Source organism: Vibrio navarrensis, from assembly GCF_000764325.1.
GTDB lineage: Bacteria > Pseudomonadota > Gammaproteobacteria > Enterobacterales > Vibrionaceae > Vibrio > Vibrio navarrensis.
The window spans coordinates 391,471-412,856 of record NZ_JMCG01000002.1 but is presented as its reverse complement, the minus strand read 5'-3'; the positions used below and the strand labels follow the sequence as shown (position 1 = coordinate 412,856).

The following is a 21,386-nucleotide window of genomic DNA, read 5'->3' as shown; positions in this document are numbered from 1 at the left end:
GCTGCCCTTGCTTTTCACGGTTAGAAATTCTCTTGCCAAGCGTTTATACTTCCCGCCCCAGAATCAAATCGAAGGTTAACATGAGAATTGCATTAGGCATCGAATACAACGGCAGTGACTACTTTGGCTGGCAGAGACAGCGAGAAGTAAAGAGCGTACAGGAAAAGCTCGAAAGTGCGCTTTCCAAGGTCGCGAACCATCCTGTTGAAGTTCAATGTGCTGGGCGCACCGATGCAGGTGTCCACGGTACTGGACAAGTTGTGCACTTTGATACCGATGTAAGCCGCAAGATGGTTGCTTGGATGATGGGAACCAATGCGAATCTGCCGGGAGATATTGCAGTACGCTGGGCGAAAGAAGTACCTGATGAATTTCATGCCCGTTTTTCTGCCACTGCGCGGCGCTATCGCTACATCATTTATAACCATGCATTGCGACCTGCTATTCTTGGGCGTGGTGTCAGCCACTATCATGGTGAACTTGATGAGAAAAAAATGCATTTGGCTGGGCAATATCTGCTCGGTGAGAACGACTTTACCTCGTTTCGAGCAGTGCATTGCCAATCGCATAGTCCGTTTCGTAACTTAATGCACTTAAATGTTACGCGCCATGGGCACTACATCGTGATTGATATCAAAGCGAATGCATTTGTCCACCATATGGTGCGCAACATTACCGGCAGCCTAATCATGGTCGGGCGTGGCGAGCAATCGCCCGAGTGGATTCAATGGCTGCTCGAAGCCAAAGATCGCAAACTTGCGGGCCCGACGGCTAAAGCTGAAGGCTTATATCTGGTGGATGTTGATTATCCACAGGCATTTGAACTGCCTCGCGAGCCGATCGGTCCGCTATTTTTGCCAGATAATTTGAACTTATAGTGAGACTCGCATTCAAAAAATGAGTCGTTTAGCAGGTAACATGTTGTAGAAAAATAGGTACAACCAGTTTTTTATCTACAGTTGTCTTTATATGTGGTTTAATCCCCACGCGTAATTCCGAATTTTTGTCTTTCGCTATGGAGCGGGAGCGTTGATAGAAAAGGTCTTCCATGAGTTGGCTTGAAAAGATTTTAGAGAAAAGCAACATTGTAAGTTCACGTAAAGCATCGATTCCAGAAGGTGTCTGGACCAAATGTACGTCATGTGAACAAGTTCTGTACCATGCAGAGCTAGAACGTAATCTTGAAGTTTGCCCCAAGTGTAATCATCACATGCGTATGAAAGCACGTCGTCGTCTGGAAACGTTTCTGGATGAGGGTGAACGAGTGGAGCTAGGCACAGAGCTGGAACCACAAGATAAACTGAAGTTTAAAGATTCTAAGCGTTACAAAGAGCGTATCGCGGCGGCGCAGAAGAGCAGCGGCGAGAAAGATGCGTTGGTGGCGATGAAAGGCGAGCTATTGGGCATCCCAGTGGTCGCTTGTGCGTTTGAATTCTCCTTTATGGGCGGTTCAATGGGTTCTGTTGTTGGCGCTCGTTTTGTACGTGCAGTTGAAGCAGCAATGGAAAACAACTGCGCACTGGTTTGTTTCTCGGCCAGTGGCGGTGCGCGTATGCAAGAGGCGTTGATGTCTTTGATGCAGATGGCGAAAACCAGTGCGGCACTTGAACGCCTATCGGCCAAAGGGTTGCCGTTTATCTCGGTCATGACGGACCCAACCATGGGTGGGGTATCGGCAAGTTTGGCCATGCTGGGTGATATCAACATCGGTGAGCCCAAAGCGCTGATCGGCTTTGCTGGCCGTCGCGTGATCGAACAAACCGTGCGCGAAGACTTGCCAGCAGGCTTCCAACGCAGTGAGTTCCTGCTTGAGCATGGCGCTATCGATATGATTGTTGACCGCCGTGAAATGCGTCAGCGCGTTGGTGGTTTGATTGCGAAAATGACCAATCATAAGTCGCCGCTGGTGGTTTCTGTGCACGATGCACCAAATGAAGCCGCATATTCTGTACCAGAAGCGGACGAAAAAGGGTAAAGTAGCTGCTAACAAACAACCAAGTCTTTGATGGTTAACGTTAGATGAAGCAAAACCCAGTTCCTCAAGCCACATCCCCAATGGCGGTGTGGCTTGATTATTTAGCAAATATTCATACTTCAGCAATTGACCTTGGTCTCGATCGCGTTCAAGCGGTTGCGACTAAGGCTCAACTCACCAAACCAGCCCCAACGGTGATTACTGTTGCGGGAACCAACGGCAAGGGTTCAACCTGTGCATTAATGGAAGCGATCCTGTTAGATGCTGGGTATTCCGTAGGCGTGTATAGCTCACCCCACCTGATTCGCTACAACGAGCGCGTGCGCGTTAATGGCGTGGATCTCGCTGACGATAAACACTGCGCAGCGTTTGACTTTATTGAAAAACAGCGTGGTGAGATAAGCCTGAGTTTTTTCGAATTCGGCACCTTAGCGGCGCTGAGACTATTTCAAACCGAGCAAGTGGATGTGGTACTCCTCGAAGTGGGCCTCGGTGGCCGCCTCGATGCCACTAATGTGGTGGATCACGACGTGTGCGTTATCACCAGTTTGGCTTTGGATCACGTTGATTGGTTAGGCGATGACATTGCGGTGATCGGCTATGAAAAAGCAGGTATTTTCCGCAGCGGCAAACCTGCGATCTGCGGTCAACCGACTCCGCCAGCCACCGTCGCAGCTCACGCTGACGACATTGGCGCTGAGCTCTATCAGGTTGGTATCCAATTTGATTATCAGCAGCACGGTGAACGTTGGAACTGGCAACATGGCGCGTTTGCGTTAGATGATCTCCCTGTTCCTGGGTTGCCTTTGCCCAATGCCGCAACGGCCTTGATGGCACTTGGGGTCTCTAATTTAGAGATCAGTGATGTCAATATTGTCAACGGCCTGAAAAATGCGCGTTTAGCTGGACGAATGCAAGTGTTGCAGCAAGCGCCGTTGGTGCTCATGGATGTGGCGCACAATCCACACTCAGCGCAATACCTAACTCGCCAGTTACAGTTGAACTATCCTGATAAAACTATCCGCGTGGTGGTTGCGATGCTGCATGACAAAGACATCCGCGCAACGCTAGCCGCGCTTTCTCCCGTCGCTACGCATTGGTATCCCGCTTCATTGACCGGACCAAGAGCGGCCAACGCTAGCGAGCTGCTAGGCTATTTGCCGCCTGAAACCGTGGGGTATGAGACGCCTGTCGCCGCGTTTGAGCAAGCAATGAATGACGTCAGCAGCGAAGAGATGGTGTTGGTGGTGGGCTCGTTTCATACCGTTGGTGAAGTGCTGGAGTATTGGCAACAAAAAGGTAATTAAATGGCAAGTAAGTTTCAAAGTCGGCTGGTCGGAACCATCATTTTGGTGGCGATTGGGGTGATTATTCTACCGGATGTGTTGGATGGAGAAAAACTGCACTACCGAGAAGAGTTTGCCACTATCCCGATTAAGCCAGAGCTCGACAGCGAAGTGGAAAACTTTGAGATCCTTGAACCTGTCGAAGACACCATGGCCCTGCCGGAGTCACCTGTTGTGACCACGGTGGCGTCAAAGGATGGCTCTGCGAGTAAAGATAAGCCGAGCAAAGAGGAAGTCGCCGTTGCCGTTCAACTGGTTGAAGAGAAAAACAGCTATCAGGACTCCGGCTGGATTATTCAATTGATGGCGCTGCGTAATGCCGAAAATGCTCAGAACATGGTGAAGGATCTGCAAAAGCGTGGTTATCAAGCGCACACCATCCAAGAAAACGGTTTTACCCGCGTTGTCATCGGTCCAGATGTTTCAAAAAGTAAACTGGAGCGACAGATCCTAGAATTGGAAAAAATTACCGGTTCGAAAGGTCAGTTGCTCAAATTTAGACCATTAAACCCATAAGAAAACGTTTGCGTCAGCATTTTTTCTGTTAAAATGCGCGCCAACTTAAGATGAAGAAAAAATGAATTGGTTAGATTTTGTCATTTTAGGGGTGATCGGATTTTCAGCTCTGATCAGTTTAGTTCGCGGTTTTGCCAAAGAGGCATTGTCGTTGGTGATTTGGTTTGGAGCCTTTTTTATCTCCAGTAACTACTACACCAAACTTGCGGTGTATTTTACCAACATCGAAGACGACATGTTTCGCAACGGAGCTGCGATAGCGGCACTGTTTGTCGCGACCTTAGTCGTTGGTGCAGTCGTCAATTATGTGATTGCTCAACTGGTACAAAAAACAGGGCTGTCAGGTACCGACCGGATTCTCGGTGTGGTGTTTGGTGGTTTACGTGGAGTGCTGATCGTCTCTGCAGTGCTGTTTTTTATGGATGCGTTTACTGCATTCCCAAGCTCGGAGTGGTGGAAGAGTTCGCAGTTGGTTCCCGAATTCAGCCGCATCATCGCTCCCTTCTTCGAGCATTTACAAGCAACATCAAGTTTTTTGTCTGGCACTCTCAAATAGTGCCAGCAACTGTCGCAAATCGAGGATTAGGACATGTGTGGTATTGTTGGAATCGTGGGCACAACCCCTGTAAACCAGTCAATTTATGACGCGTTAACAGTGTTACAGCATCGTGGCCAAGATGCCGCTGGTATTTGTACCATAGAAAGCAATCGTTTTCGTCTGCGTAAAGCAAACGGCCTGGTGAAAGATGTTTTTGAAGCAAAACACATGCAGCGTCTACAAGGAAACGTTGGTATCGGCCATGTACGTTATCCGACAGCAGGCAGTTCTAGTGCCTCGGAAGCTCAGCCATTTTACGTTAATTCGCCTTTTGGCATTTGTTTGGCGCACAATGGCAATTTGACTAATGCGCATGAAGTTCGTCAAAAACTGTTTGAAAAAGACCGTCGCCACATCAACACCACCTCGGATTCGGAAGTTCTGCTCAATGTGCTGGCACACGAAATTGATACCGTCAAAGGCAATGTGACGGCAGAAGATGTTTTCCGCGCCATCACCAATGTTCATCGTACTATTCGCGGTGCTTATGCGGTGACGGCGATGATTATTGGCCACGGAATGGTGGCTTTTCGTGACCCGCATGGCATTCGCCCACTTTGCTTGGGTAAGCGTGAAGAAAACGGCCAGACGGAATACATGGTGGCTTCTGAATCGGTTGCGCTTGATGCGGTGGGTTTTGACTTCCTGCGTGATGTGGCTCCGGGTGAAGCAATTTATGTCACCTTCGATGGACAACTGTTCTCGAAACAGTGCGCCGATAACCCGAAACTCAATCCATGTATTTTTGAATTTGTTTACTTTGCCCGTCCGGACTCTTTTATCGATAAGATTTCGGTTTACAGTGCACGCGTTGAGATGGGTAAAAAACTTGGCGAGCGCATTAAGGAAGAGTATGCCGATCTCGATATCGATGTGGTGATCCCTATCCCAGAGACGTCTTGCGACATCGCCCTGCAAATCGCCCAAGCGATTGATATTCCATACCGCCAAGGTTTTGTGAAGAACCGCTACGTCGGCCGTACTTTCATCATGCCAGGTCAGCAACTGCGCAAGAAATCGGTACGCCGCAAGCTCAATGCCATACGTTCTGAGTTTAAAGACAAAAACGTGTTGCTGGTTGATGACTCTATCGTGCGTGGCACCACCTCTGAGCAGATTATCGAAATGGCGCGTGATTCCGGCGCAAAGAAAGTGTACATCGTTTCCGCGGCGCCAGAAGTGCGTTTCCCGAACGTCTATGGCATTGATATGCCAAGTGCTAACGAATTGATTGCGCACGGACGCGACAACGAAACCATCTGTAAGCTGATCGGTGCTGATGCGTTGATTTTCCAGAAATTGGAAGATTTGGTGGACGCCGTTGGTATGGGCAACCCAGACATTACCCAGTTCGATACCTCGGTTTTTAATGGTGAGTACGTGACGGGTGATATTGACCAGCAGTATCTCGATTTTCTTGATTCACTGCGCAACGATGATGCGAAATTGCAGCGTGAAATTCAGCAGGACTTAGCCAACCTAGAGCTGCACAACGAAGAAGCGTAACGTTCAACGTCGTACACAATGAAAAACCAGAGCCGCGGCTCTGGTTTTTTGCTTTCAGTTCCTGTACTCGTGCAGGTCGTAGACAATCACGTAATCAATAAACAGGCGCACCTTCTCTGGCAGATGATCTTTATGGTTATACAGCATGTAAATGTCGCGTGGGTTTGCGCTCCAATCGGGCAGGATACGTACCAGACTGCCATTGGCGATGTATTCACGGATCATCACATCCGGCATCAAAGTAATGCCCAAACCTTCAGAACAAGCGCTGCGTACTACATTGAGCGCATTGGCTTGAAAGCGTCCTCTGTCGACGTTAATCACCGTCTCGCCTTTACTATTGCTTAGCGACCATTTCATCAAAGGGTGGCCTTTTAACAGCGAGTGGTAGTGCAGATCTTCCGCATGAGTCGGAGCAGGATGGTTACTCAGATACGCTGGGCTGGCGACTAAAATGTCTTTGACTTCGCCGATTTTGCGCGCAATCAAGCTGGAGTCACGTTGTGGGCCGACGCGAAAAATGACATCCCATTCGGTTGGGTCAAGCTGATCAGCATTGTTTTCCGTCGTCAGTTCTATATTGATATCGGGGTACTTGTGCATGAAGCCGTTTAGCATCGGCATCATCATGCGTTTGGTCAGATTGTATGGGGTTGAGATTTTGATCTTCCCTGATGCACCGCGGCATTCATCTGTGATCTCTTCCGCTGCGCTCATGAGCCGTTGCAGTAACGGTGAGCATTCATGGAAGAAGCGCTCCCCCGCCTCAGTCAGAGACAGTTTACGCGCGTGTCGATTGAGCAGGCGTAAATTTACGGAGTCTTCTAGGGCTTGAATGCGTCGGGTAATGGTCGCCACGGGAATCATGGTTTTGCGCGAAGTTGCGGTATAGCTCCCATTTTCGACTACTAATCGAAATAGGTTTAGATCATCTAGTTTCATATTTCCTGACACATCGATTTACCAAAGAGGCCTAATTTAGCGCTAACTTTGCAATCAAAGCTTGCTTCATGTCAACATGTCGCACTGTTTAGCGTTTCCCATATATCTAGTAGGAAGTGCTGATATACCGTGGAACATTTGTATAAATCGCCTTTAACAGCTAACTTTTAAACAACGCAATTGGGATGTTCGCAGGGAGCGAAATCGCATTGTTCAATTACCCAATACAATAATAAAAAATCGTTAACTACTTTGACTGAGTGCGTGAGGTGAAGCATATGTACAAGACTCACAGTCAAACGGCAATGACCTCGGCAAGGGAAGCAGCAACGTCAACACAGATCATGCTCGTTGACGATGATCCCATCTTCCGTCGTATCACCAGTGCGTATTTGGCTGGGTTAGGGTACAAGGTTGTTGAGTCGGAAAATGGATTGCAAGCGCTGCAACTGCTGCGTGAGCACGATCCGGACGTGATCCTTTGTGACCTGTCCATGCCAGTGTTAGACGGCATTGAATTTGTAGAGGAAGTGAGTTTGGAATACCCATCACTGCCTCTGATCGTCGTGTCTGCGACCGAAGAAATGTCGGATGTGGCCAAAGCGCTTCGCTATGGCATCAAAGATTTTCTGCCCAAACCGATTGGTAATTATAGCCATCTAGCCCAAGCTATTGAAAATACCTTGGAAGATTCTTTTCATCATATTGCCGATCAACGAGATTTTTCCAGTCAGTGGTTTCGTGTTGATGACGGTGGGCAACTGCCGGATGAACAAGAGCTGCATTGGCACCTGAGCTACTTGCAAGACAATCCCAGTGCGGCAAAAGACTTGCTTCATGCTTTGTTGCCGGAGAGAGACACCTCGTTGGGTGATTGGAAATGTTCTTATAAGCTGTTGCAATCTGCCGACATGATGCCGCTCATTTTCGACTATCGTTGGCTGATGAGCGGACAGTTTGCGTTTTACTTGGTCGATTCATCCTCGGTAGAGCAGGGCGGTGCTGCCAGTACCTTGCTAATACGTGCTCTGTTTGACGACTACCTGCGCCATCTGAAAAGCTTTAACGCCGATCTGAAAGACATCGCTGATGTTCTTGAAAAAGGCATTCGCTATTCTGAGTGCGCCGAACCTATCAATGCTCTGTTTGGTATTGCCGATCTCACCGACGGGACGGTTTCTTTGCTTCCTGCTGGGCTAGATAGCGTGTGGTCAAACGGATACAGCAAACAGCATATTTCGGCAGGTAAGAAGCTAGGTCATGGCTGCTTAGCTAACTTCGTTACTCGGGACTTGGCAATTCACAGCGCAGGCCAGTTGACTTTGGGCTGTTTGGGAACATCCAGTTTTAGTCTGACGATGATGCGCAAAAACTAACTCTTTATCAGAATGACAAACGTGATGGTGTCAGTCACGTTTGTCGTTTAACCTTACTTTTCTTCGGTGTTTGGTTGGCTGCCTTTGCTGTATAGTTGCCGAGCAACAATAATAAGCCACTTTGGTAACCGCGGGTTAACCAGTGAGCAAAAGTAAAGTTATCTAGTGAAGAGTAGTGACATCATGGCAAACGAAGACTTCAAAGAACCGTACAACCTTTTTTATTTCCTTGGTTTTATCGCGGTGCTTTTAATTCCAACCCTACCTGCAACCTTAACCTGGCTACGTGTTTTTAACGGTTACGCTGGTTTTTAAATACTGGAGTCCATCATTCGTATTCGCCGTTTTCTGCTTAATATCGTTGGTGGGCTCAGTTTATGCTTAGGCATTGCCGGTATTGTTTTACCGCTTTTACCTACTACTCCGTTTATCTTGCTAGCCAGCGCTTGTTTTCTGCGTTCTAGTCCACGATTCCATCATTGGTTACATAGCCACAAAACGTTTGGCCCGATATTGACCAACTGGCAGCAACACCGAGCTGTGACTCCACAGGTGAAAAAACGTGGTGCGCTATTTATCCTTATCAGTTTTGCTTTGTCCATTTGGTTCGCCCCGTTTCTCTGGCTGAAAATTGCGCTGATGTGCGGGTTAATCGTTTTGCTTAGCATTTTTGTACGTCTCCCTGTGATTGGTTCGGTTGATGAGTGCAGGGAAAGTGACTAGAATTGGGAAGAAAAGTGTGCCCGCTCTTCGAGTGGGCGTTTGTTTTTTTAGCGTTATGGACTTTCGATGTCAGCCCTATAACGACAAGAACCACCCGTTCCTTGCCCTCATAATAGCGTGATAACAATAGAGGGCGGTGAGCCAATCTTAAGTAAATCGATATTATGACTACCAACACAATTTCACAGATCAAAGCCAGTATAAAAAGCATTCAGGACTACCCAAAACCGGGGATTCTCTTTCGCGACGTGACCAGTCTGCTGGAAGACGCCGCGGCCTACCAAGCGACCATTCAACTGCTGGTCGACAAATATAAAGAGATGGGCTTTACCAAAGTGGTCGGCACTGAAGCGCGTGGTTTCCTGTTTGGTGCGCCACTTGCGTTGCAACTGGGCGTCGGTTTTGTCCCTGTGCGTAAGCCAGGTAAACTGCCGCGCGCGACACTGGCTCAATCCTACGAGCTCGAGTATGGCGTTGATACGCTGGAAATTCACGTTGATGCGATCAGCGCAGGTGATAAAGTTTTGGTGGTTGATGACCTTCTGGCTACTGGCGGTACCATTGAAGCAACGACGAAACTTATCCGCCAACTAGGTGGTGTGGTCGAACACGCTGCTTTTGTTATCAACCTGCCAGAGATTGGTGGTGATAAACGTCTAGAAGGTCTAGGTCTTAACGTTTACAGCATCTGTGAATTCGAAGGACACTAATTAAGTCAATGAGTTATTTAGCTTTAGCGCGAAAGTGGCGTCCGCGTCAGTTCAAGGAAGTGGTTGGGCAGAGTCATGTTTTGACCGCATTGGAAAATGCACTTGCCCACAATCGTCTGCATCACGCTTACCTTTTTAGCGGGACTCGCGGGGTAGGTAAAACCACGATTGGCCGACTGTTTGCCAAAGGATTGAACTGTGAAACGGGCATTACCTCACAGCCTTGCGGCCAGTGTGCGACTTGTCAGGAGATTGACCAAGGCCGTTTTGTCGATCTGCTGGAGATTGATGCCGCTTCTCGTACTAAAGTGGAAGACACTCGTGAACTGCTGGATAACGTGCAATACAAGCCAGCACGGGGTCGATTCAAAGTCTATCTTATCGACGAAGTTCACATGCTCTCGCGTCACTCCTTCAATGCGCTGTTAAAAACGCTGGAAGAGCCGCCGGAGTATGTGAAGTTCTTACTCGCAACTACCGATCCACAAAAACTGCCCGTGACGATTTTGTCGCGTTGTTTGCAGTTTCACCTCAAACCGATCAGCGTTGATGCAATTCACCAACAGTTGGATGTGATCCTTGCCAAAGAGCAAGTAACGGCAGAAGCGCGTGCACTTGGCATGATTTCCCATGCTGCCGATGGCAGTATGCGTGATGCGCTGAGCTTAACTGATCAAGCGATTGCGCTCGGTAATGGCAACATCCTCACTGACGTTGTCAGCCATATGCTCGGCACCATCGATACTGACCAAGCCATTCATCTGCTGGAAGCCATCAGCAGCAAGCAGCCGCAAGTCGCGATGGAAAAAGTGGCGTATCTGGCGCAAAACGGCGTTGAGTGGGACGGCCTACTTCAGCAGTTAGCGACGCAGTTGCACCGTGTCGGTATGTATCAGCTATTACCGTCTACGCTCGATAAAAGCCAGCCCGATGCGGAAAAAATTGAGCTATTGAGCCGCAGTTTGTCGCCGCAAGACGTGCAGCTTTTTTATCAAATTAGCTTGAAAGGGCGGCAAGACTTGCCGCTTGCGCCAAACGGCCGTATCTGTATGGAAATGATTGTGTTGCGTATGATGGCATTTCGCCCGGCAACAGCGGCGCAGATAAATCTGGTTTCAAGCGAGAGCACACCAGTTTCTTCGCCCGCTCCAGCGCCTGTAGAGCAAGCTCAAGCACCTGCATCGACCAGCGCACCAGCCAGCCAAAATGCACAGGTAACCGGTGGTCAGCCCAATGTGCAACCTGAGCCATCACGCTATTTAGCGTCTGCACCGCCGATGCAACCGCCGCCAGCGCAGTATGATGTGCCGGCGCACTATATGGATGACGTTACGGATGATAGGCCGCCAGAGCACTATGAGTCGCCTTATCACCCCGACGTGCAGGAAATGCCAACGCCTGCTGAATCTCCAGCGCCAACTCCTGCCACAGGGCTGCGCCATCAGCTGAGGTCGCAGCGCAAAGGCTTACAACAAAGTGGTGGGGCAAAAAAGCCTAACGCGACATCGGCGAGTAAAGAGTCGGTGTTAGATCGCGTCGCGCAGAAAAACGCCGGCACGATGTCGATGTCGCCAAGCAAAGCTGCGGCCATAGAAACGGTGGTAGAGGCGGACAACGAGCCCTATCAGTGGCGTCCAACCCTCACACCGCAGCAACCAAAACAGAAAGAGCTGACGCCAAGTGAAATCAAACGCGCTCTTGAGCATGAAAAAACGCCAGAGATGGCGGAAAAGCTGATTGCGCAATCCCTTGAACAAAGTGAATGGGCGCGACTTATTGCTCGATTGGAGACGGCAAAACTGGTTGAGCAACTTGCTCTCAATTCCGTCTACCAAAAAGAAGGCTCGACTATCGCTTTGACGCTGCGGCCGCATCAGCAACACTTGAACACCGACAAGGCGCAAAACGAGTTGCTGCACGCACTCAATCGAGTGCTGGGAGAAGAGTGCCATCTTTCGGTCGAGATTGGCGAGCAAGGTGAAACACCTTTGGAGCTGCGTGAGCGTCTCTATCAGCAGAAATTACAGCAGGCTTTTACCAGCCTAGAAGAAGATCCTAACGTGCAGTTTATTTTGCGCCGATTTAGCGCGGAGCTGGACAGAGACAGCGTTCGACCTGTCTAAAATATTCCCGGGGTTGAAATATCGCTTTCTCGACCCCATCCATTGTGAACACCTCATTCAACCAGAGAGATAAACATGTTTGGTAAAGGCGGTATGGGCAACCTAATGAAGCAGGCCCAGCAAATGCAAGAGCGCATGCAAAAGCTTCAAGAAGAAATCGCGAATATGGAAGTGGTGGGTGAATCAGGCGCAGGCCTGGTTAAAATCACCATCACAGGTAGCCACAGCGTGCGCCGCGTTGACATCGACGAAAGCTTGATGGAAGACGACAAAGAGATGCTGGAAGATTTGATCGCCGCTGCGTTCAATGATGCGGCGCGCCGTGTTGAAGAGACGCAAAAAGAGAAAATGGCAAGCATCACTGGCGGTATGCAACTACCACCTGGCATGAAAATGCCTTTCTAATCGACAAGGTTAGCCAATGCGTACCAGTCATATGCTGGAACAATTGATGGAGGCCTTACGCTGCCTGCCTGGGGTTGGCCCCAAGTCGGCGCAGCGTATGGCCTTTCATTTGTTACAGAGAGACAGAAAAGGCGGATTGCAGCTTGCAGACGCCCTTAATCATGCGATGACCGAAATCGGCCACTGCAACGAATGCCGAACCTTTACTGAAGAGGAAGTGTGTAACATCTGCACCAATCCAAAACGTCAGGAAAACGGCTTATTGTGCGTGGTGGAAAGCCCGGCAGATATCGCCGCCGTAGAAGCCACTGGGCAGTTTTCTGGCCGCTACTTTGTGCTGATGGGGCATCTATCGCCTTTAGATGGCATCGGCCCGAGTGATATTGGCTTGGATGTGCTGGATTATCGTCTGCGTCGTGGTGACATCACGGAAGTGATTTTGGCGACTAACCCAACGGTTGAAGGCGAGGCCACTGCGCATTACATTGCAGAGTTATGCCGCGAGCATCAAGTGACCGCCAGCCGTATTGCCCACGGGGTGCCTGTTGGCGGTGAGCTTGAGTTGGTGGATGGCACAACCTTGTCTCATTCGCTCCTCGGGCGGCACAAGCTTTTTTAGCCCAGTTCTGTGTAAAAAACCGCGCCAAGGCGCGGTTTTTTTATAACAAGTGTTTTTTACCACTTTAATCTCTGCGCTCTTGCAGTAGCCCAGCAACGCACATTGGGACGCTGTTGCAGTGAGGGTTAAGAGAGAAAGCTCGCTCGCTCAAGTATCCCGCATACAACTGAGAGCACTTATCCTGTAGACAAACTGGCAAGTCTTGCTGTGACAGCGTTTCGATGATTTGTAGCGCAGTTTGCACATCTCCGCCGGTGCTTTGCGAGAAATCGAGTGAAAGCTCGGCTGCACTGTTGAGTTCCTCGATGGCAAGATTGAGCTGTTGTTTGAGCTCGCTTAGATCAATGTTTCCGAGCGACCCGAATACCAGCACGCCTTGGTTCTGGGCGCCGTACTGCCATGAAACGGCGGCGATTTCATTTGATACCATGTTGCTTTGCATGCGACGAATCGCACTTGCTTGTGTGGCGGGCTCAATAATGATTTTCACTTGATCGGTATTGCTCCGTCCGCCAGTGTCTTTGGCGTAAAGCTGAAAAATATACGTGCCAGCGGTGGTTGGGTAGAGCGCGGTGGCGGTTAGCTTGTCGGCGTTGAGCAGCGCCAGTTGCTGTGGTCCGGCAATTTGGCTCCAACTGGTGGTCTTGATTTTATAAGCCGAGAGAAACGATTTGGCTGAGCCTGCAAGGGTAATGCTGTTGAGAGGCAATTTTAACAGCTGATCTGATCCGGCATTGACGGTCGGTTTGCTCAGTTTATCGGCATCGGTTACATCATCGACATCACATCCCGAGACGAGTGCCATTACGCCAAGCATGAGGATAATTTTCGCTGACTTAAACATGTTTGTTTTCCTTAGGTGCTAGAAGGTGTAACTGATACCCGTTGAGATAAAAGTGTTCTCACTGTCGTAAAAATCGATGTCCGACTCGTGCTGCTGATATCCGGCCATCACGTTCAGTTGCGTATTCTGTAGCGCAAACGGATTGTGGTAGTTGTACACGGCAAACACACTGAACGCTTTGTAATCCTGACGGAGATTAAACACCGGATTTTCGGCATCGTACTCCGCTTCGCTATTTCGCACCGTCGCAATCAGCTCATGACGATTTTGCATGGCTACCACCGATAACTGAGTGGCGATTTCTGCTGAGCTCTGCGCACTGCCATCGGCATTTTTGTCGGTGTAGTAAAAAGCAGGTGAGAGAATGAAGGTTTGTGACAAAGGAAAGGAAAGTTCAACCCCGACACGCTGATAGGTGCTGTCGCGTCGCAGCGATTTCTGTTGAGCGCTGCTTAACGATTGAGAAATGCCAATCGTATCATCATCAATTTCACTCTGAGCAAAAGCATACTTGAGCGTCACTGGAAATGGGATCTGTGTACTGAAGGCCAATCGGCCGCCCATGATGTTCTGCTCAGTCGTTTGACGCTCTTGGTTAGTCAGATACGGATCTTGCCAAGTTTCATCCATGCCCGGCATATTGCCAAACAGCGCCGCGGTAAGGTAGGTTCCTTTTGCAAACATCTGGATGTAGCCAACTTCAGCTTGAAATTGCGCTTCACTAATTTGATCTTCGCTGTTACCAACGAAAATCGCTTGACTACCAAAGGTGTATTGCAAGCGGCCGAGAATAAACGGTGCCGCCGTTTCGGTTTGTTTTCCCTGACGATTCAAGTCTTGCGTTATGGCGTTGTCGTCGTTGGTGTTGAATTGGGAGTTGGTTTGGTTGATACCTGCGTTAAGACTAATGCCACCGCTAAGCCCAGGGGTAAAATCTATCGGCTTGGCCTGTAAACTCGGGATAAGAAGGGCACTGCTTAAACACAATGCCAGTCCTTTGATGTTCATGCTAACTCCTTGCTGAGTGTCAGATTGGTCTGTCAACTCAAGTTAGCATTCCCCGGGTGAATGATTCCTCAGCAGTTTATGGACTAAGTGTGTCCATTTTGGTCACATTCAGTGCGGAGAGGTTTTTCGGCCAATCCAACTCAAAGCGTGCCCCGCCCAAACGAGAAGCCACCACACGGGCACTGCCTTGATGCAAACAGATAATTTGTCGCACAATTGCCAGCCCGAGGCCATGCCCTTTCTCGCTGCTGCGCTCCTGATTGTCGATTTGAGTAAACGGCTCAAACACGCGCTCGGCTTGTTCGGGCGCAATGCCTTGGCCATCATCCTCCACCACCAGTTGATAGGATTGCAGGTTGTCTTTGAGGGAGATATGAATATCCTTTTGCGCAAATCTGGCCGCATTGCTCAGTAGATTCTTCACCGCGCGCAGCAGCGCCTTTTTGTCGATGAAAAAGGCGTGTTGCAGCAATGATGCGGCGATATCGACTTGAACTTGCAAATGAGGGTATTCCAAGCGGAAATGCTCCACTTCTTCCTTTAAATCTTGAGCAAATTCGAAGTGAGTAAAGTGGCTGATATCAGCCATGCGGTTATAGCGTGAAAGCAGCAATGTTTGGTTGATCAGGTGATCGAGGTCTTCAATGCTGGAGTGGATCACTTTGCGATATTTCTCTTTTTGGCTCTCGGCTATCTCGTCGTCTTCCAGCATCTCAAAGGCGAAACGCAGACGATACAAAGGGGTGCGAAGGTCATGCGCCACCGCGTTGGTTAACGCTCTTTGTCCGGCGATCAGCTTTTCTACGTTGTCGGCCATCTTATTAAACGAATCCCCCAACTGTGAGACCACGGAGAGTTTAGATGTGGTGGCGCGCTTGGAAAGCACACCCTGACCAAATTCGTTGGCGGTTTTTACCAAACGTTTGAGGTCTCGCCACAGTGGGTAAACCCACATCACCAGCGCAGCCGAAATGCACAAAAAGAAAAAGCCACCAATGGCGGTGGTCAGCTTCATTTGAGTTTGCGCGGTGATGTTATCTTCAACGTGCAGCCAAACCCCAGGCACAACAGGAGAGAGCAGGGCAATATGGTCATCTTGACTCACGTAGCTGATGATTTGCCCGGGGGTTTTGCGCAGTTTATCTCTCGCAGCCTCGGGCAGTTCGTCGTCGGTAAGCAAACTCAGCTCAAGTGGAATCTGGCGATTTTGTTGCTCTAAATTGGCTTTCCATTCACTGCGTGGATAACGCTGTAAATCTTCTCCGGCGAGATACAAAGTGCCTTTGGCTTGATTGAGAATACTCATTTCACTCGGTTCATTGATGGCAAAGTAGATCACTTTGTCACTGCCACTGACCCGCTGAATTAATGCCATGGGATCGCCGTACTGAAACGTCAGCTTGCCTTGTTGCAAGGAGCGGTAAATGGAGGGCGTCTCGCGGTAACGTTGCAAATCATCCAAACGTAGTGGGTAACTGAAATGGCGAGCGTAGTTATCGATGATGGAAGGCCATTGCTCCTCGGGCGCTTGGTGCAAGCGTTTGGACAAAAGCTCAAAATTGGTGCCATACACGGGTTTGTAAAAATCTTCCGATACATTGCGACTGAGCTGTTGTACTGGGTTAAAGTCGGTCGGAATGATCAGCAGTACTATCGGTAAGAACACCGCAAGCCAAAGAATAAAGAAAGCGCGGATCATCCCATCTCTCCTTCGCCGGGCGCGCACAGTTGGTACCCTTTGCCACGGATGGTTTTGATCAATTTGGGCTCATTCGGGTCATCGTGCAGGGTGCGGCGCAAACGGGAAATACGTCGGTCAATCGAGCGATCCAACCCATCATATTCAAAGCCGCGGATCTGCTGAGCGATATCGTCACGGGTGACGATGGTGCCGACTCGCTGCGCCAAAAGATAGAGCAGTTCAAACTCGCTGGTGGTCAGTTTGATCGGTTGCTGCGCAAGCGAAACGGTGCGGTATTGTAGATTCATGCACAAGGGGCCGATGTGCAGTTCATGCTTGTCGGCAGTGACTGTGCGCTCTTGTCTGCGCAGAAGAGCGCGGATACGTGAGAGCAATAAACGCGGCTTCACTTGCTTGACCACGTAGTCATCAGCGCCGAGTTCCAACCCCATCACTTGGTCAATATCATCGTCGAGGGCCGTTTGCATCAAAATCATGCCGTGGTACTTATCACGCACCGCGCGGCAAACGTCCATACCGCTTTGCCCTGGCAGCATGATGTCGAGGATCACCAAATCGGGTTGCTGACTTAAAATCACGTCCACCGCCGTAATGCCGTCGGCAACGGTGGTAACGGAAAATTCGTAGTGGCTGAGAAAATCTTGGATCAATTCTGCCAGTTCAAGATCGTCTTCCACCAGTACGATCCGACAGGGAGTCGAAGAGGTCTCGTTCATTGTGTTCCATATCCATTTGGCAATGAAGGCAATATAGCGGATTGTGTCTGTGGGTTATGTGACGAATTGTGACACAAGCGTAAAGTTGTGATGCGATAGAAAAAATAGGCGATGACTGACTTCGTTTATTACGTCAGTCGCTCTAACTCGGTAATATTGTCCAGCGCTTGTTGATTGGTTGCGCCGCATACCACAGGGCAAGGTTTAAACTCATGGCATACCTTTGGTCGTTCTGGTTTACCAAACAGCTTACACAGGTTTTGCTCATTGAGCTGAATGCAGCGCACTCCAGCAGGTTTACCATTGGGCATTCCTGGAATGGCGGAAGAGATACTTGGAGCAATACAGCATGCGCCACAACCGAGTCTGCAATCCATCAGAGATCACCTTTTTGCACAGAAAAATCAAAGTGCGCGATAGTAGCAGACTTTAACGCAGAGCTAAACGAGCAATTTTTGCGCTTGCACTTTGCCAGTGGCGAAGGTATAAAACGGCTCCCGCAGTCACAGTGAGTAATGAATCAATGAGCCTACCATTTTGGCAAAGTAAAACGTTGCAGCAGATGAACGAGCAAGAGTGGGAGTCACTGTGTGATGGTTGCGGAAAATGCTGTTTGCACAAGCTGATGGATGAAGAGACCGATGAAGTCTTTTATACCAATGTGGCGTGCAGCTGGCTCAACAGCCAAACTTGCGCTTGCAAAGATTACCCGAACCGTTTTTCATCAGGCGAAAACTGCCTCAAGCTTACTCAAGATAAAATCGCGGAGTTTCACTGGCTGCCGAGCACTTGTGCCTATCGACTGTTGGCGGAGAATAAACCTCTGCCAAGTTGGCACCCGTTGATCACCGGATCAAAAGCGGCGATGCATGCCGCTGGGCAGAGCATCCGTAATAAAGTGGTGTACGAAATCGAAGTGAAAGATTGGGAAGATCATATTGTTGACGATGGTACGTTCTAGTCTTTCTGGGTAAAGCCGATAAAAAATAAAGCGCCGTGATGGCGCTTTATGCTTTTTGCCGCATGTTTGCTGACGAGCGAACGGTCATCGGCAGGGCATTACTTGACCTGCTGCTTGATGAACTCACCTAGCTCGGAGTGATGCATGATGCGAGACACGGGCAGAATGGTTTCTGCAGGGCCCCAAGCAAACACGTTGACTGGCGTATGAGTGTGCGTGCCCGTACCCCAAACGATATTCTGTTTGGTCGCCTGCGCACGTGCCAACACGTTGGTGCGGTCGTTGTAAGGGTAGAAGGCGTCAAAGTCGTTAATCGCTGGGATGCTCTCTTCCGCTAAGTAGCTGTGATTAGCCAAACGGTATGGGTTGGGTTTGTTTTTCAATACAGTTTCAGCTTGGCCTGCTGTGATGGAGAAGTCGCTATTTTTGTTTACGATTTCCGCCAGTTTCGCCGCAGTTTGCTGATTTTTGTCCAGCTTTTCAAACTCGCTCAGCATGCCGTAGTAGCTGGTTTTTTGGTTGTACAAACCATCTAGGATCTCATACGCACCGAAGTTGAAGTTGGGTGCGTATTCGCGTTTTTCAAACGCTTTTCCTGAACGTTTTTCCGGTTTCGGCAAGTTGTAACCTGAGTAACTAAAGCCAAATGAGCCTGTTTCGTGGTCGGCAGTGACGATGATCAGTGTGTCATCACGATCTTTGGCCCACTGGTAAACTGCGTTAACGGTTTCGTCGAACTTAATCATTTCATGCAGCATTGAGCCTGCATCGTTACTGTGACCCGCCCAGTCGATCTGGCCGCCTTCGACCATCAAGAAGAAACCGTCTTTGTCTTTTGACAGGATCTCTAACGCTTTGTCGGTCATCTCTTTGAGGGTGGGCTCTTTACGATCTGGGTTATTCTTCGTTTGGCTATAGGTAATGCCATCATACATGCCCGAGTTGGCGAAAAGGCCGAGCAGTTTATCGCCTTGCGCTTTTTCCAGCATGGTTTTGTTAAACGCCAGTGAGTAGCCCGCTTGCTGCGCTTCTGTGAGCAGGTTACGGTCATCTTTACGTTTTGATTTGAGAGGGACATCACCGTGTGTCAGCGTTTTCAACTGTTGGTAGGTTTCGCCTTTATCGTTGGCTGATTTTGGGATCCAGTGACGCAGACCGCCTGAAAGCATCACATCGACATTGGCCGAAAGCATATCCGAGGCGATTTCATTTTCAAGTGAGCGATGCGGTTGGTGAGCGGCAAACGCGGCTGGCGTTGCGTGAGTCAAGCGCGTATCGGAGATGATGCCCGTGGCTTTGCCAAGGCGCTTAGCTTTTTCCACCACGGTTTCCACTGTGTTGCCTTGCGAGTCGATGCCGATCACTTCAGAGCCCGTCATGATGCCCGTTGCCAGCATGGTCGCTGAACACGCAGAATCCACCACGATAGCGTCTTCTGGATGAGTCAGTGAAGAACCGATAACACCCTCTTTCGCCAGTTGGTAGAGTGCGGTCGTTTGGCCTTTGTAGATAGAGTGCGGCGCGTTGTTCGCGTAAGTTTCCAGTAGGCCAACTTGCTGTGGGCCCATACCGTCACCAATCATCAGAATGACGTTTTTAATTTCTGCCGAAAGTACATTAAAAGAGAGCGTAGAAGTTGCGACTACGGCAACAACAGGTTTAATCAGGTGCTTCATTGTCTATCCCTTATTTATAAAAGCGGCGCAATTACATCATGTATTTATGACGCTTTTGTTGCATAAATAAAAACTTCATAAAAGTGAAAAGTTAAGGGAAAACGGTAAGTTAGAAGATTGAATGCGATAAAAATGCGCGAGCCAACTTAGGGAGCGCTGGCTGGTTAACTCTATGCCGATCAGAAGTTGATCAAACCAGAATCAGTAACATCCCGCCGACGGTGGCGGCGGCTGAAAGATATTGGCCGGCTGAGTAGGAGCTATCGGCTTCTTTTTGGATCTCGTCAGGATGATCCATCCCTAGAGCGCCATAAGTGAACGCTTCTACTTTATCTCCGACGGTTTTGTTTTCTGCTGCTACTTTTTTGCTCTCTTTATCAATCTGCTGCAAAGCAGACAGCAGGGCTTTTCCTTCAGAGGAAAGAGTGACTTTATTTTGCTCCAGCTGCAATGGGGCAGGCGCAGCATCTGAGATTGTGCTGGGTGTTGCTGCTTGCCGCTGGGTGGCCGAGTAGGCCGAAATTGGGTTGGAACCGACTGGATTCATAACGCTCTCCTATCTGAACCCTTAATAGTCTATCGGCGGCAAGTGGAAAAACTTGTGTAAAAAAAAGCCCGTTGCCGCTCACTACTTATGTAAAAGCTTAAGCAAATAAGTTTTGCAAGAAACAGGCCCATTTTTTGGAAAAGCGCGAAAGGGTTACTTACACACCAACTCATCGTTACGGCTTTTCAGCGTTTGATACGCTTTCATGCGATTGCTTTGCTGCACGTAGCGCACCGGTGGCTCAAGCACTTCAAGTTGATAATCGCTGCCATTTTCACTGAGTGAAGTGACAGGTGTAATCACCACGACCTTAAGCTCAGGTGCGCGGCGAAGGATAGAGTTTGCCGTGCCAAGGCCCCCTTCGGTGTGAAATTTACCCGCGATATGGACGATTTGCGTTTGTGGATGAGCCTTGCGATAGTTGACAATCGATTCGGCCATGGTTTCATCCCAAGTGATTTGAGCGGCGTATTGTCTCACGGTTTGTTCTGGCTGACCGTGGTGCATTGAGGCCATAAATTTGTCTTTATAAGGGCTATCGGCGGTGTTGATCTCTGCCGCCAAATAGTGACGCTCTGTCTCATCGAGCTTGTCTAGGTAGCCGATTCCCTGACGGCCGATGCAGCGCACGATCGCTTTTGGCGCATTCGCGGCAATCACGTCCAACCCTTGGCGCTTCGCTAACTCAACCAGTGGCCGATAATCGCTTTCGTAGTTTGGCCACGCATTGCCTTCGCTGATAAACGGCTGCTCGCCGATCTCACCCGCCAAATACTGATTGAGCACAGGTTGCTTGTCGCGCGTGAATTGCTCCATGGACAGTGCCACGCTGCGCTGTGAACTCAGGGTGTGAAGAAGGTCGGTTTGGAAGCGGTGAACGCCGGGGTGAGTGTGCCACTCGCCAACCAAAATGACGTCGGCGGTTAATACTTCGCTCGGCAGATTTTGCAGTGACAGCGCTTGCCCTTGCGGGGAATTGAGCTGATAGTCGTAAAAGTGATTCAAGCTGCTGGTGGAAGGGGAAGTGGCACATCCACCTAACATCATTGCGGCGAGAAGAAGAGAAAAAGACGTTCGCATTATACTGCCTCCA

22 protein-coding genes are annotated in these 21,386 nt (G+C 49.4%); 13 read left to right on the top strand and 9 right to left on the bottom strand.

The window, feature by feature from the left end:
- Positions 1 to 80: 80 nt before the first annotated feature.
- The 6 genes from truA to purF all read left to right on the top strand — a co-directional run bounded on the left by truA (position 81) and on the right by purF (position 5,941).
- Positions 81 to 878 carry a tRNA pseudouridine(38-40) synthase TruA gene (gene truA / locus EA26_RS16215; RefSeq protein WP_039430081.1) on the top strand — a complete coding sequence of 266 codons (798 nt, stop codon included), beginning with the start codon at positions 81 to 83 and terminating at the stop codon, positions 876 to 878.
- A gap of 170 nt (positions 879 to 1,048) precedes the next feature.
- Positions 1,049 to 1,975, top strand: a complete 927-nt coding sequence (accD, locus tag EA26_RS16210) for an acetyl-CoA carboxylase, carboxyltransferase subunit beta (protein ID WP_039430080.1) — start codon at positions 1,049 to 1,051, stop codon at positions 1,973 to 1,975.
- A gap of 44 nt (positions 1,976 to 2,019) precedes the next feature.
- On the top strand, positions 2,020 to 3,282 hold the full coding sequence (folC, locus tag EA26_RS16205; protein WP_039430078.1) for a bifunctional tetrahydrofolate synthase/dihydrofolate synthase: 1,263 nt from the start codon (positions 2,020 to 2,022) through the stop codon (positions 3,280 to 3,282).
- The gene (locus EA26_RS16200) at positions 3,283 to 3,837 is read left to right on the top strand and encodes an SPOR domain-containing protein (RefSeq protein WP_039430077.1); all 555 of its coding nucleotides are present in this window, start codon (positions 3,283 to 3,285) and stop codon (positions 3,835 to 3,837) included.
- A gap of 61 nt (positions 3,838 to 3,898) precedes the next feature.
- The gene (locus tag EA26_RS16195; RefSeq protein ID WP_039430075.1) at positions 3,899 to 4,393 is read left to right on the top strand and encodes a CvpA family protein; all 495 of its coding nucleotides are present in this window, start codon (positions 3,899 to 3,901) and stop codon (positions 4,391 to 4,393) included.
- A gap of 33 nt (positions 4,394 to 4,426) precedes the next feature.
- Positions 4,427 to 5,941 carry an amidophosphoribosyltransferase gene (gene purF, locus EA26_RS16190; protein WP_039430074.1) on the top strand — a complete coding sequence of 505 codons (1,515 nt, stop codon included), beginning with the start codon at positions 4,427 to 4,429 and terminating at the stop codon, positions 5,939 to 5,941.
- Between the two features lie 54 nt (positions 5,942 to 5,995).
- Here the strand turns inward: purF and EA26_RS16185 are convergent, their stop codons facing one another.
- Entirely contained in the window at positions 5,996 to 6,883 is an 888-nt protein-coding gene (locus EA26_RS16185; RefSeq protein WP_039430072.1) for a LysR family transcriptional regulator, read from the bottom strand.
- Positions 6,884 to 7,161: 278 nt separating this feature from the next.
- On the opposite strand from EA26_RS16185, the gene EA26_RS16180 reads away from it, so the two are divergent.
- From EA26_RS16180 to recR, 6 genes are all read left to right on the top strand, one after another.
- Positions 7,162 to 8,259, top strand: coding sequence for a response regulator (locus EA26_RS16180; RefSeq protein ID WP_039430070.1), 1,098 nt, complete (start codon positions 7,162 to 7,164; stop codon positions 8,257 to 8,259).
- Between the two features lie 315 nt (positions 8,260 to 8,574).
- Positions 8,575 to 8,982: a YbaN family protein gene (locus EA26_RS21210; protein WP_167772733.1), complete on the top strand. Its 408-nt coding sequence runs from the start codon at positions 8,575 to 8,577 to the stop codon at positions 8,980 to 8,982.
- A 164-nt stretch (positions 8,983 to 9,146) separates the two neighbouring features.
- Positions 9,147 to 9,692, top strand: coding sequence for an adenine phosphoribosyltransferase (gene apt, locus EA26_RS16170; RefSeq protein WP_039430066.1), 546 nt, complete (start codon positions 9,147 to 9,149; stop codon positions 9,690 to 9,692).
- Positions 9,693 to 9,700: 8 nt separating this feature from the next.
- The gene (gene dnaX, locus EA26_RS16165) at positions 9,701 to 11,815 is read left to right on the top strand and encodes a DNA polymerase III subunit gamma/tau (RefSeq protein WP_039430064.1); all 2,115 of its coding nucleotides are present in this window, start codon (positions 9,701 to 9,703) and stop codon (positions 11,813 to 11,815) included.
- A 75-nt stretch (positions 11,816 to 11,890) separates the two neighbouring features.
- Positions 11,891 to 12,220, top strand: a complete 330-nt coding sequence (locus tag EA26_RS16160) for a YbaB/EbfC family nucleoid-associated protein (RefSeq protein ID WP_039430063.1) — start codon at positions 11,891 to 11,893, stop codon at positions 12,218 to 12,220.
- Between the two features lie 16 nt (positions 12,221 to 12,236).
- Positions 12,237 to 12,839, top strand: coding sequence for a recombination mediator RecR (gene recR / locus EA26_RS16155; protein ID WP_039430060.1), 603 nt, complete (start codon positions 12,237 to 12,239; stop codon positions 12,837 to 12,839).
- A gap of 64 nt (positions 12,840 to 12,903) precedes the next feature.
- Here recR and EA26_RS16150 read toward each other — a convergent pair whose 3' ends face one another.
- From EA26_RS16150 to EA26_RS16130, 5 genes are all read right to left on the bottom strand, one after another.
- Positions 12,904 to 13,683, bottom strand: a complete 780-nt coding sequence (locus EA26_RS16150) for a PKD domain-containing protein (protein ID WP_039430057.1) — start codon at positions 13,681 to 13,683, stop codon at positions 12,904 to 12,906.
- Between the two features lie 18 nt (positions 13,684 to 13,701).
- Positions 13,702 to 14,691 (bottom strand): DUF2860 family protein, encoded by a 990-nt coding sequence (locus tag EA26_RS16145; protein ID WP_039430055.1) that lies wholly within the window; start codon positions 14,689 to 14,691, stop codon positions 13,702 to 13,704.
- Between the two features lie 76 nt (positions 14,692 to 14,767).
- Complete coding sequence (locus tag EA26_RS16140; RefSeq protein WP_039430053.1) at positions 14,768 to 16,390, bottom strand: ATP-binding protein; 1,623 nt, start codon at positions 16,388 to 16,390, stop codon at positions 14,768 to 14,770.
- Complete coding sequence (locus EA26_RS16135; RefSeq protein ID WP_039430051.1) at positions 16,387 to 17,109, bottom strand: winged helix-turn-helix domain-containing protein; 723 nt, start codon at positions 17,107 to 17,109, stop codon at positions 16,387 to 16,389. The genes EA26_RS16140 and EA26_RS16135 overlap by 4 nt, the downstream gene beginning before the upstream one ends.
- A 128-nt stretch (positions 17,110 to 17,237) precedes the next feature.
- Positions 17,238 to 17,486 (bottom strand): YkgJ family cysteine cluster protein, encoded by a 249-nt coding sequence (locus tag EA26_RS16130; protein WP_039430049.1) that lies wholly within the window; start codon positions 17,484 to 17,486, stop codon positions 17,238 to 17,240.
- 146 nt (positions 17,487 to 17,632) lie between these two features.
- Here EA26_RS16130 and EA26_RS16125 point away from each other — a divergent pair, with 146 nt between their 5' ends.
- Positions 17,633 to 18,070 carry a YcgN family cysteine cluster protein gene (locus EA26_RS16125; RefSeq protein ID WP_039430046.1) on the top strand — a complete coding sequence of 146 codons (438 nt, stop codon included), beginning with the start codon at positions 17,633 to 17,635 and terminating at the stop codon, positions 18,068 to 18,070.
- A gap of 98 nt (positions 18,071 to 18,168) precedes the next feature.
- Here EA26_RS16125 and EA26_RS16120 read toward each other — a convergent pair whose 3' ends face one another.
- The 3 genes from EA26_RS16120 to EA26_RS16110 form a co-directional block, all read right to left on the bottom strand.
- A complete protein-coding gene (locus EA26_RS16120; protein ID WP_039430044.1) occupies positions 18,169 to 19,746 on the bottom strand; it encodes an alkaline phosphatase in 1,578 nt (525 codons plus the stop codon).
- A 190-nt stretch (positions 19,747 to 19,936) separates the two neighbouring features.
- Positions 19,937 to 20,293, bottom strand: coding sequence for a hypothetical protein (locus tag EA26_RS16115; protein ID WP_039430042.1), 357 nt, complete (start codon positions 20,291 to 20,293; stop codon positions 19,937 to 19,939).
- A 153-nt stretch (positions 20,294 to 20,446) separates the two neighbouring features.
- Complete coding sequence (locus tag EA26_RS16110) at positions 20,447 to 21,373, bottom strand: ChaN family lipoprotein (RefSeq protein WP_039430041.1); 927 nt, start codon at positions 21,371 to 21,373, stop codon at positions 20,447 to 20,449.
- Between the last annotated feature and the right edge of the window lie 13 nt (positions 21,374 to 21,386).

Coding starts and splice junctions, on each gene's coding strand:
- EA26_RS16195 (WP_039430075.1), top strand. CDS start 3,899: ATGAATTGGTTAGATTTTGTCATTTTAGGGGTGATCGGATTTTCAGCT.
- EA26_RS16115 (WP_039430042.1), bottom strand. CDS start 20,293: ATGAATCCAGTCGGTTCCAACCCAATTTCGGCCTACTCGGCCACCCAG.
- EA26_RS16130 (WP_039430049.1), bottom strand. CDS start 17,486: ATGGATTGCAGACTCGGTTGTGGCGCATGCTGTATTGCTCCAAGTATC.
- purF (WP_039430074.1), top strand. CDS start 4,427: ATGTGTGGTATTGTTGGAATCGTGGGCACAACCCCTGTAAACCAGTCA.
- EA26_RS16110 (WP_039430041.1), bottom strand. CDS start 21,373: ATGCGAACGTCTTTTTCTCTTCTTCTCGCCGCAATGATGTTAGGTGGA.
- apt (WP_039430066.1), top strand. CDS start 9,147: ATGACTACCAACACAATTTCACAGATCAAAGCCAGTATAAAAAGCATT.
- EA26_RS16185 (WP_039430072.1), bottom strand. CDS start 6,883: ATGAAACTAGATGATCTAAACCTATTTCGATTAGTAGTCGAAAATGGG.
- recR (WP_039430060.1), top strand. CDS start 12,237: ATGCGTACCAGTCATATGCTGGAACAATTGATGGAGGCCTTACGCTGC.
- EA26_RS16150 (WP_039430057.1), bottom strand. CDS start 13,683: ATGTTTAAGTCAGCGAAAATTATCCTCATGCTTGGCGTAATGGCACTC.
- accD (WP_039430080.1), top strand. CDS start 1,049: ATGAGTTGGCTTGAAAAGATTTTAGAGAAAAGCAACATTGTAAGTTCA.
- EA26_RS16140 (WP_039430053.1), bottom strand. CDS start 16,390: ATGATCCGCGCTTTCTTTATTCTTTGGCTTGCGGTGTTCTTACCGATA.
- EA26_RS16180 (WP_039430070.1), top strand. CDS start 7,162: ATGTACAAGACTCACAGTCAAACGGCAATGACCTCGGCAAGGGAAGCA.
- EA26_RS16135 (WP_039430051.1), bottom strand. CDS start 17,109: ATGAACGAGACCTCTTCGACTCCCTGTCGGATCGTACTGGTGGAAGAC.
- EA26_RS16145 (WP_039430055.1), bottom strand. CDS start 14,691: ATGAACATCAAAGGACTGGCATTGTGTTTAAGCAGTGCCCTTCTTATC.
- truA (WP_039430081.1), top strand. CDS start 81: ATGAGAATTGCATTAGGCATCGAATACAACGGCAGTGACTACTTTGGC.
- folC (WP_039430078.1), top strand. CDS start 2,020: ATGAAGCAAAACCCAGTTCCTCAAGCCACATCCCCAATGGCGGTGTGG.
- EA26_RS16200 (WP_039430077.1), top strand. CDS start 3,283: ATGGCAAGTAAGTTTCAAAGTCGGCTGGTCGGAACCATCATTTTGGTG.
- EA26_RS16125 (WP_039430046.1), top strand. CDS start 17,633: ATGAGCCTACCATTTTGGCAAAGTAAAACGTTGCAGCAGATGAACGAG.
- EA26_RS16160 (WP_039430063.1), top strand. CDS start 11,891: ATGTTTGGTAAAGGCGGTATGGGCAACCTAATGAAGCAGGCCCAGCAA.
- EA26_RS16120 (WP_039430044.1), bottom strand. CDS start 19,746: ATGAAGCACCTGATTAAACCTGTTGTTGCCGTAGTCGCAACTTCTACG.
- dnaX (WP_039430064.1), top strand. CDS start 9,701: ATGAGTTATTTAGCTTTAGCGCGAAAGTGGCGTCCGCGTCAGTTCAAG.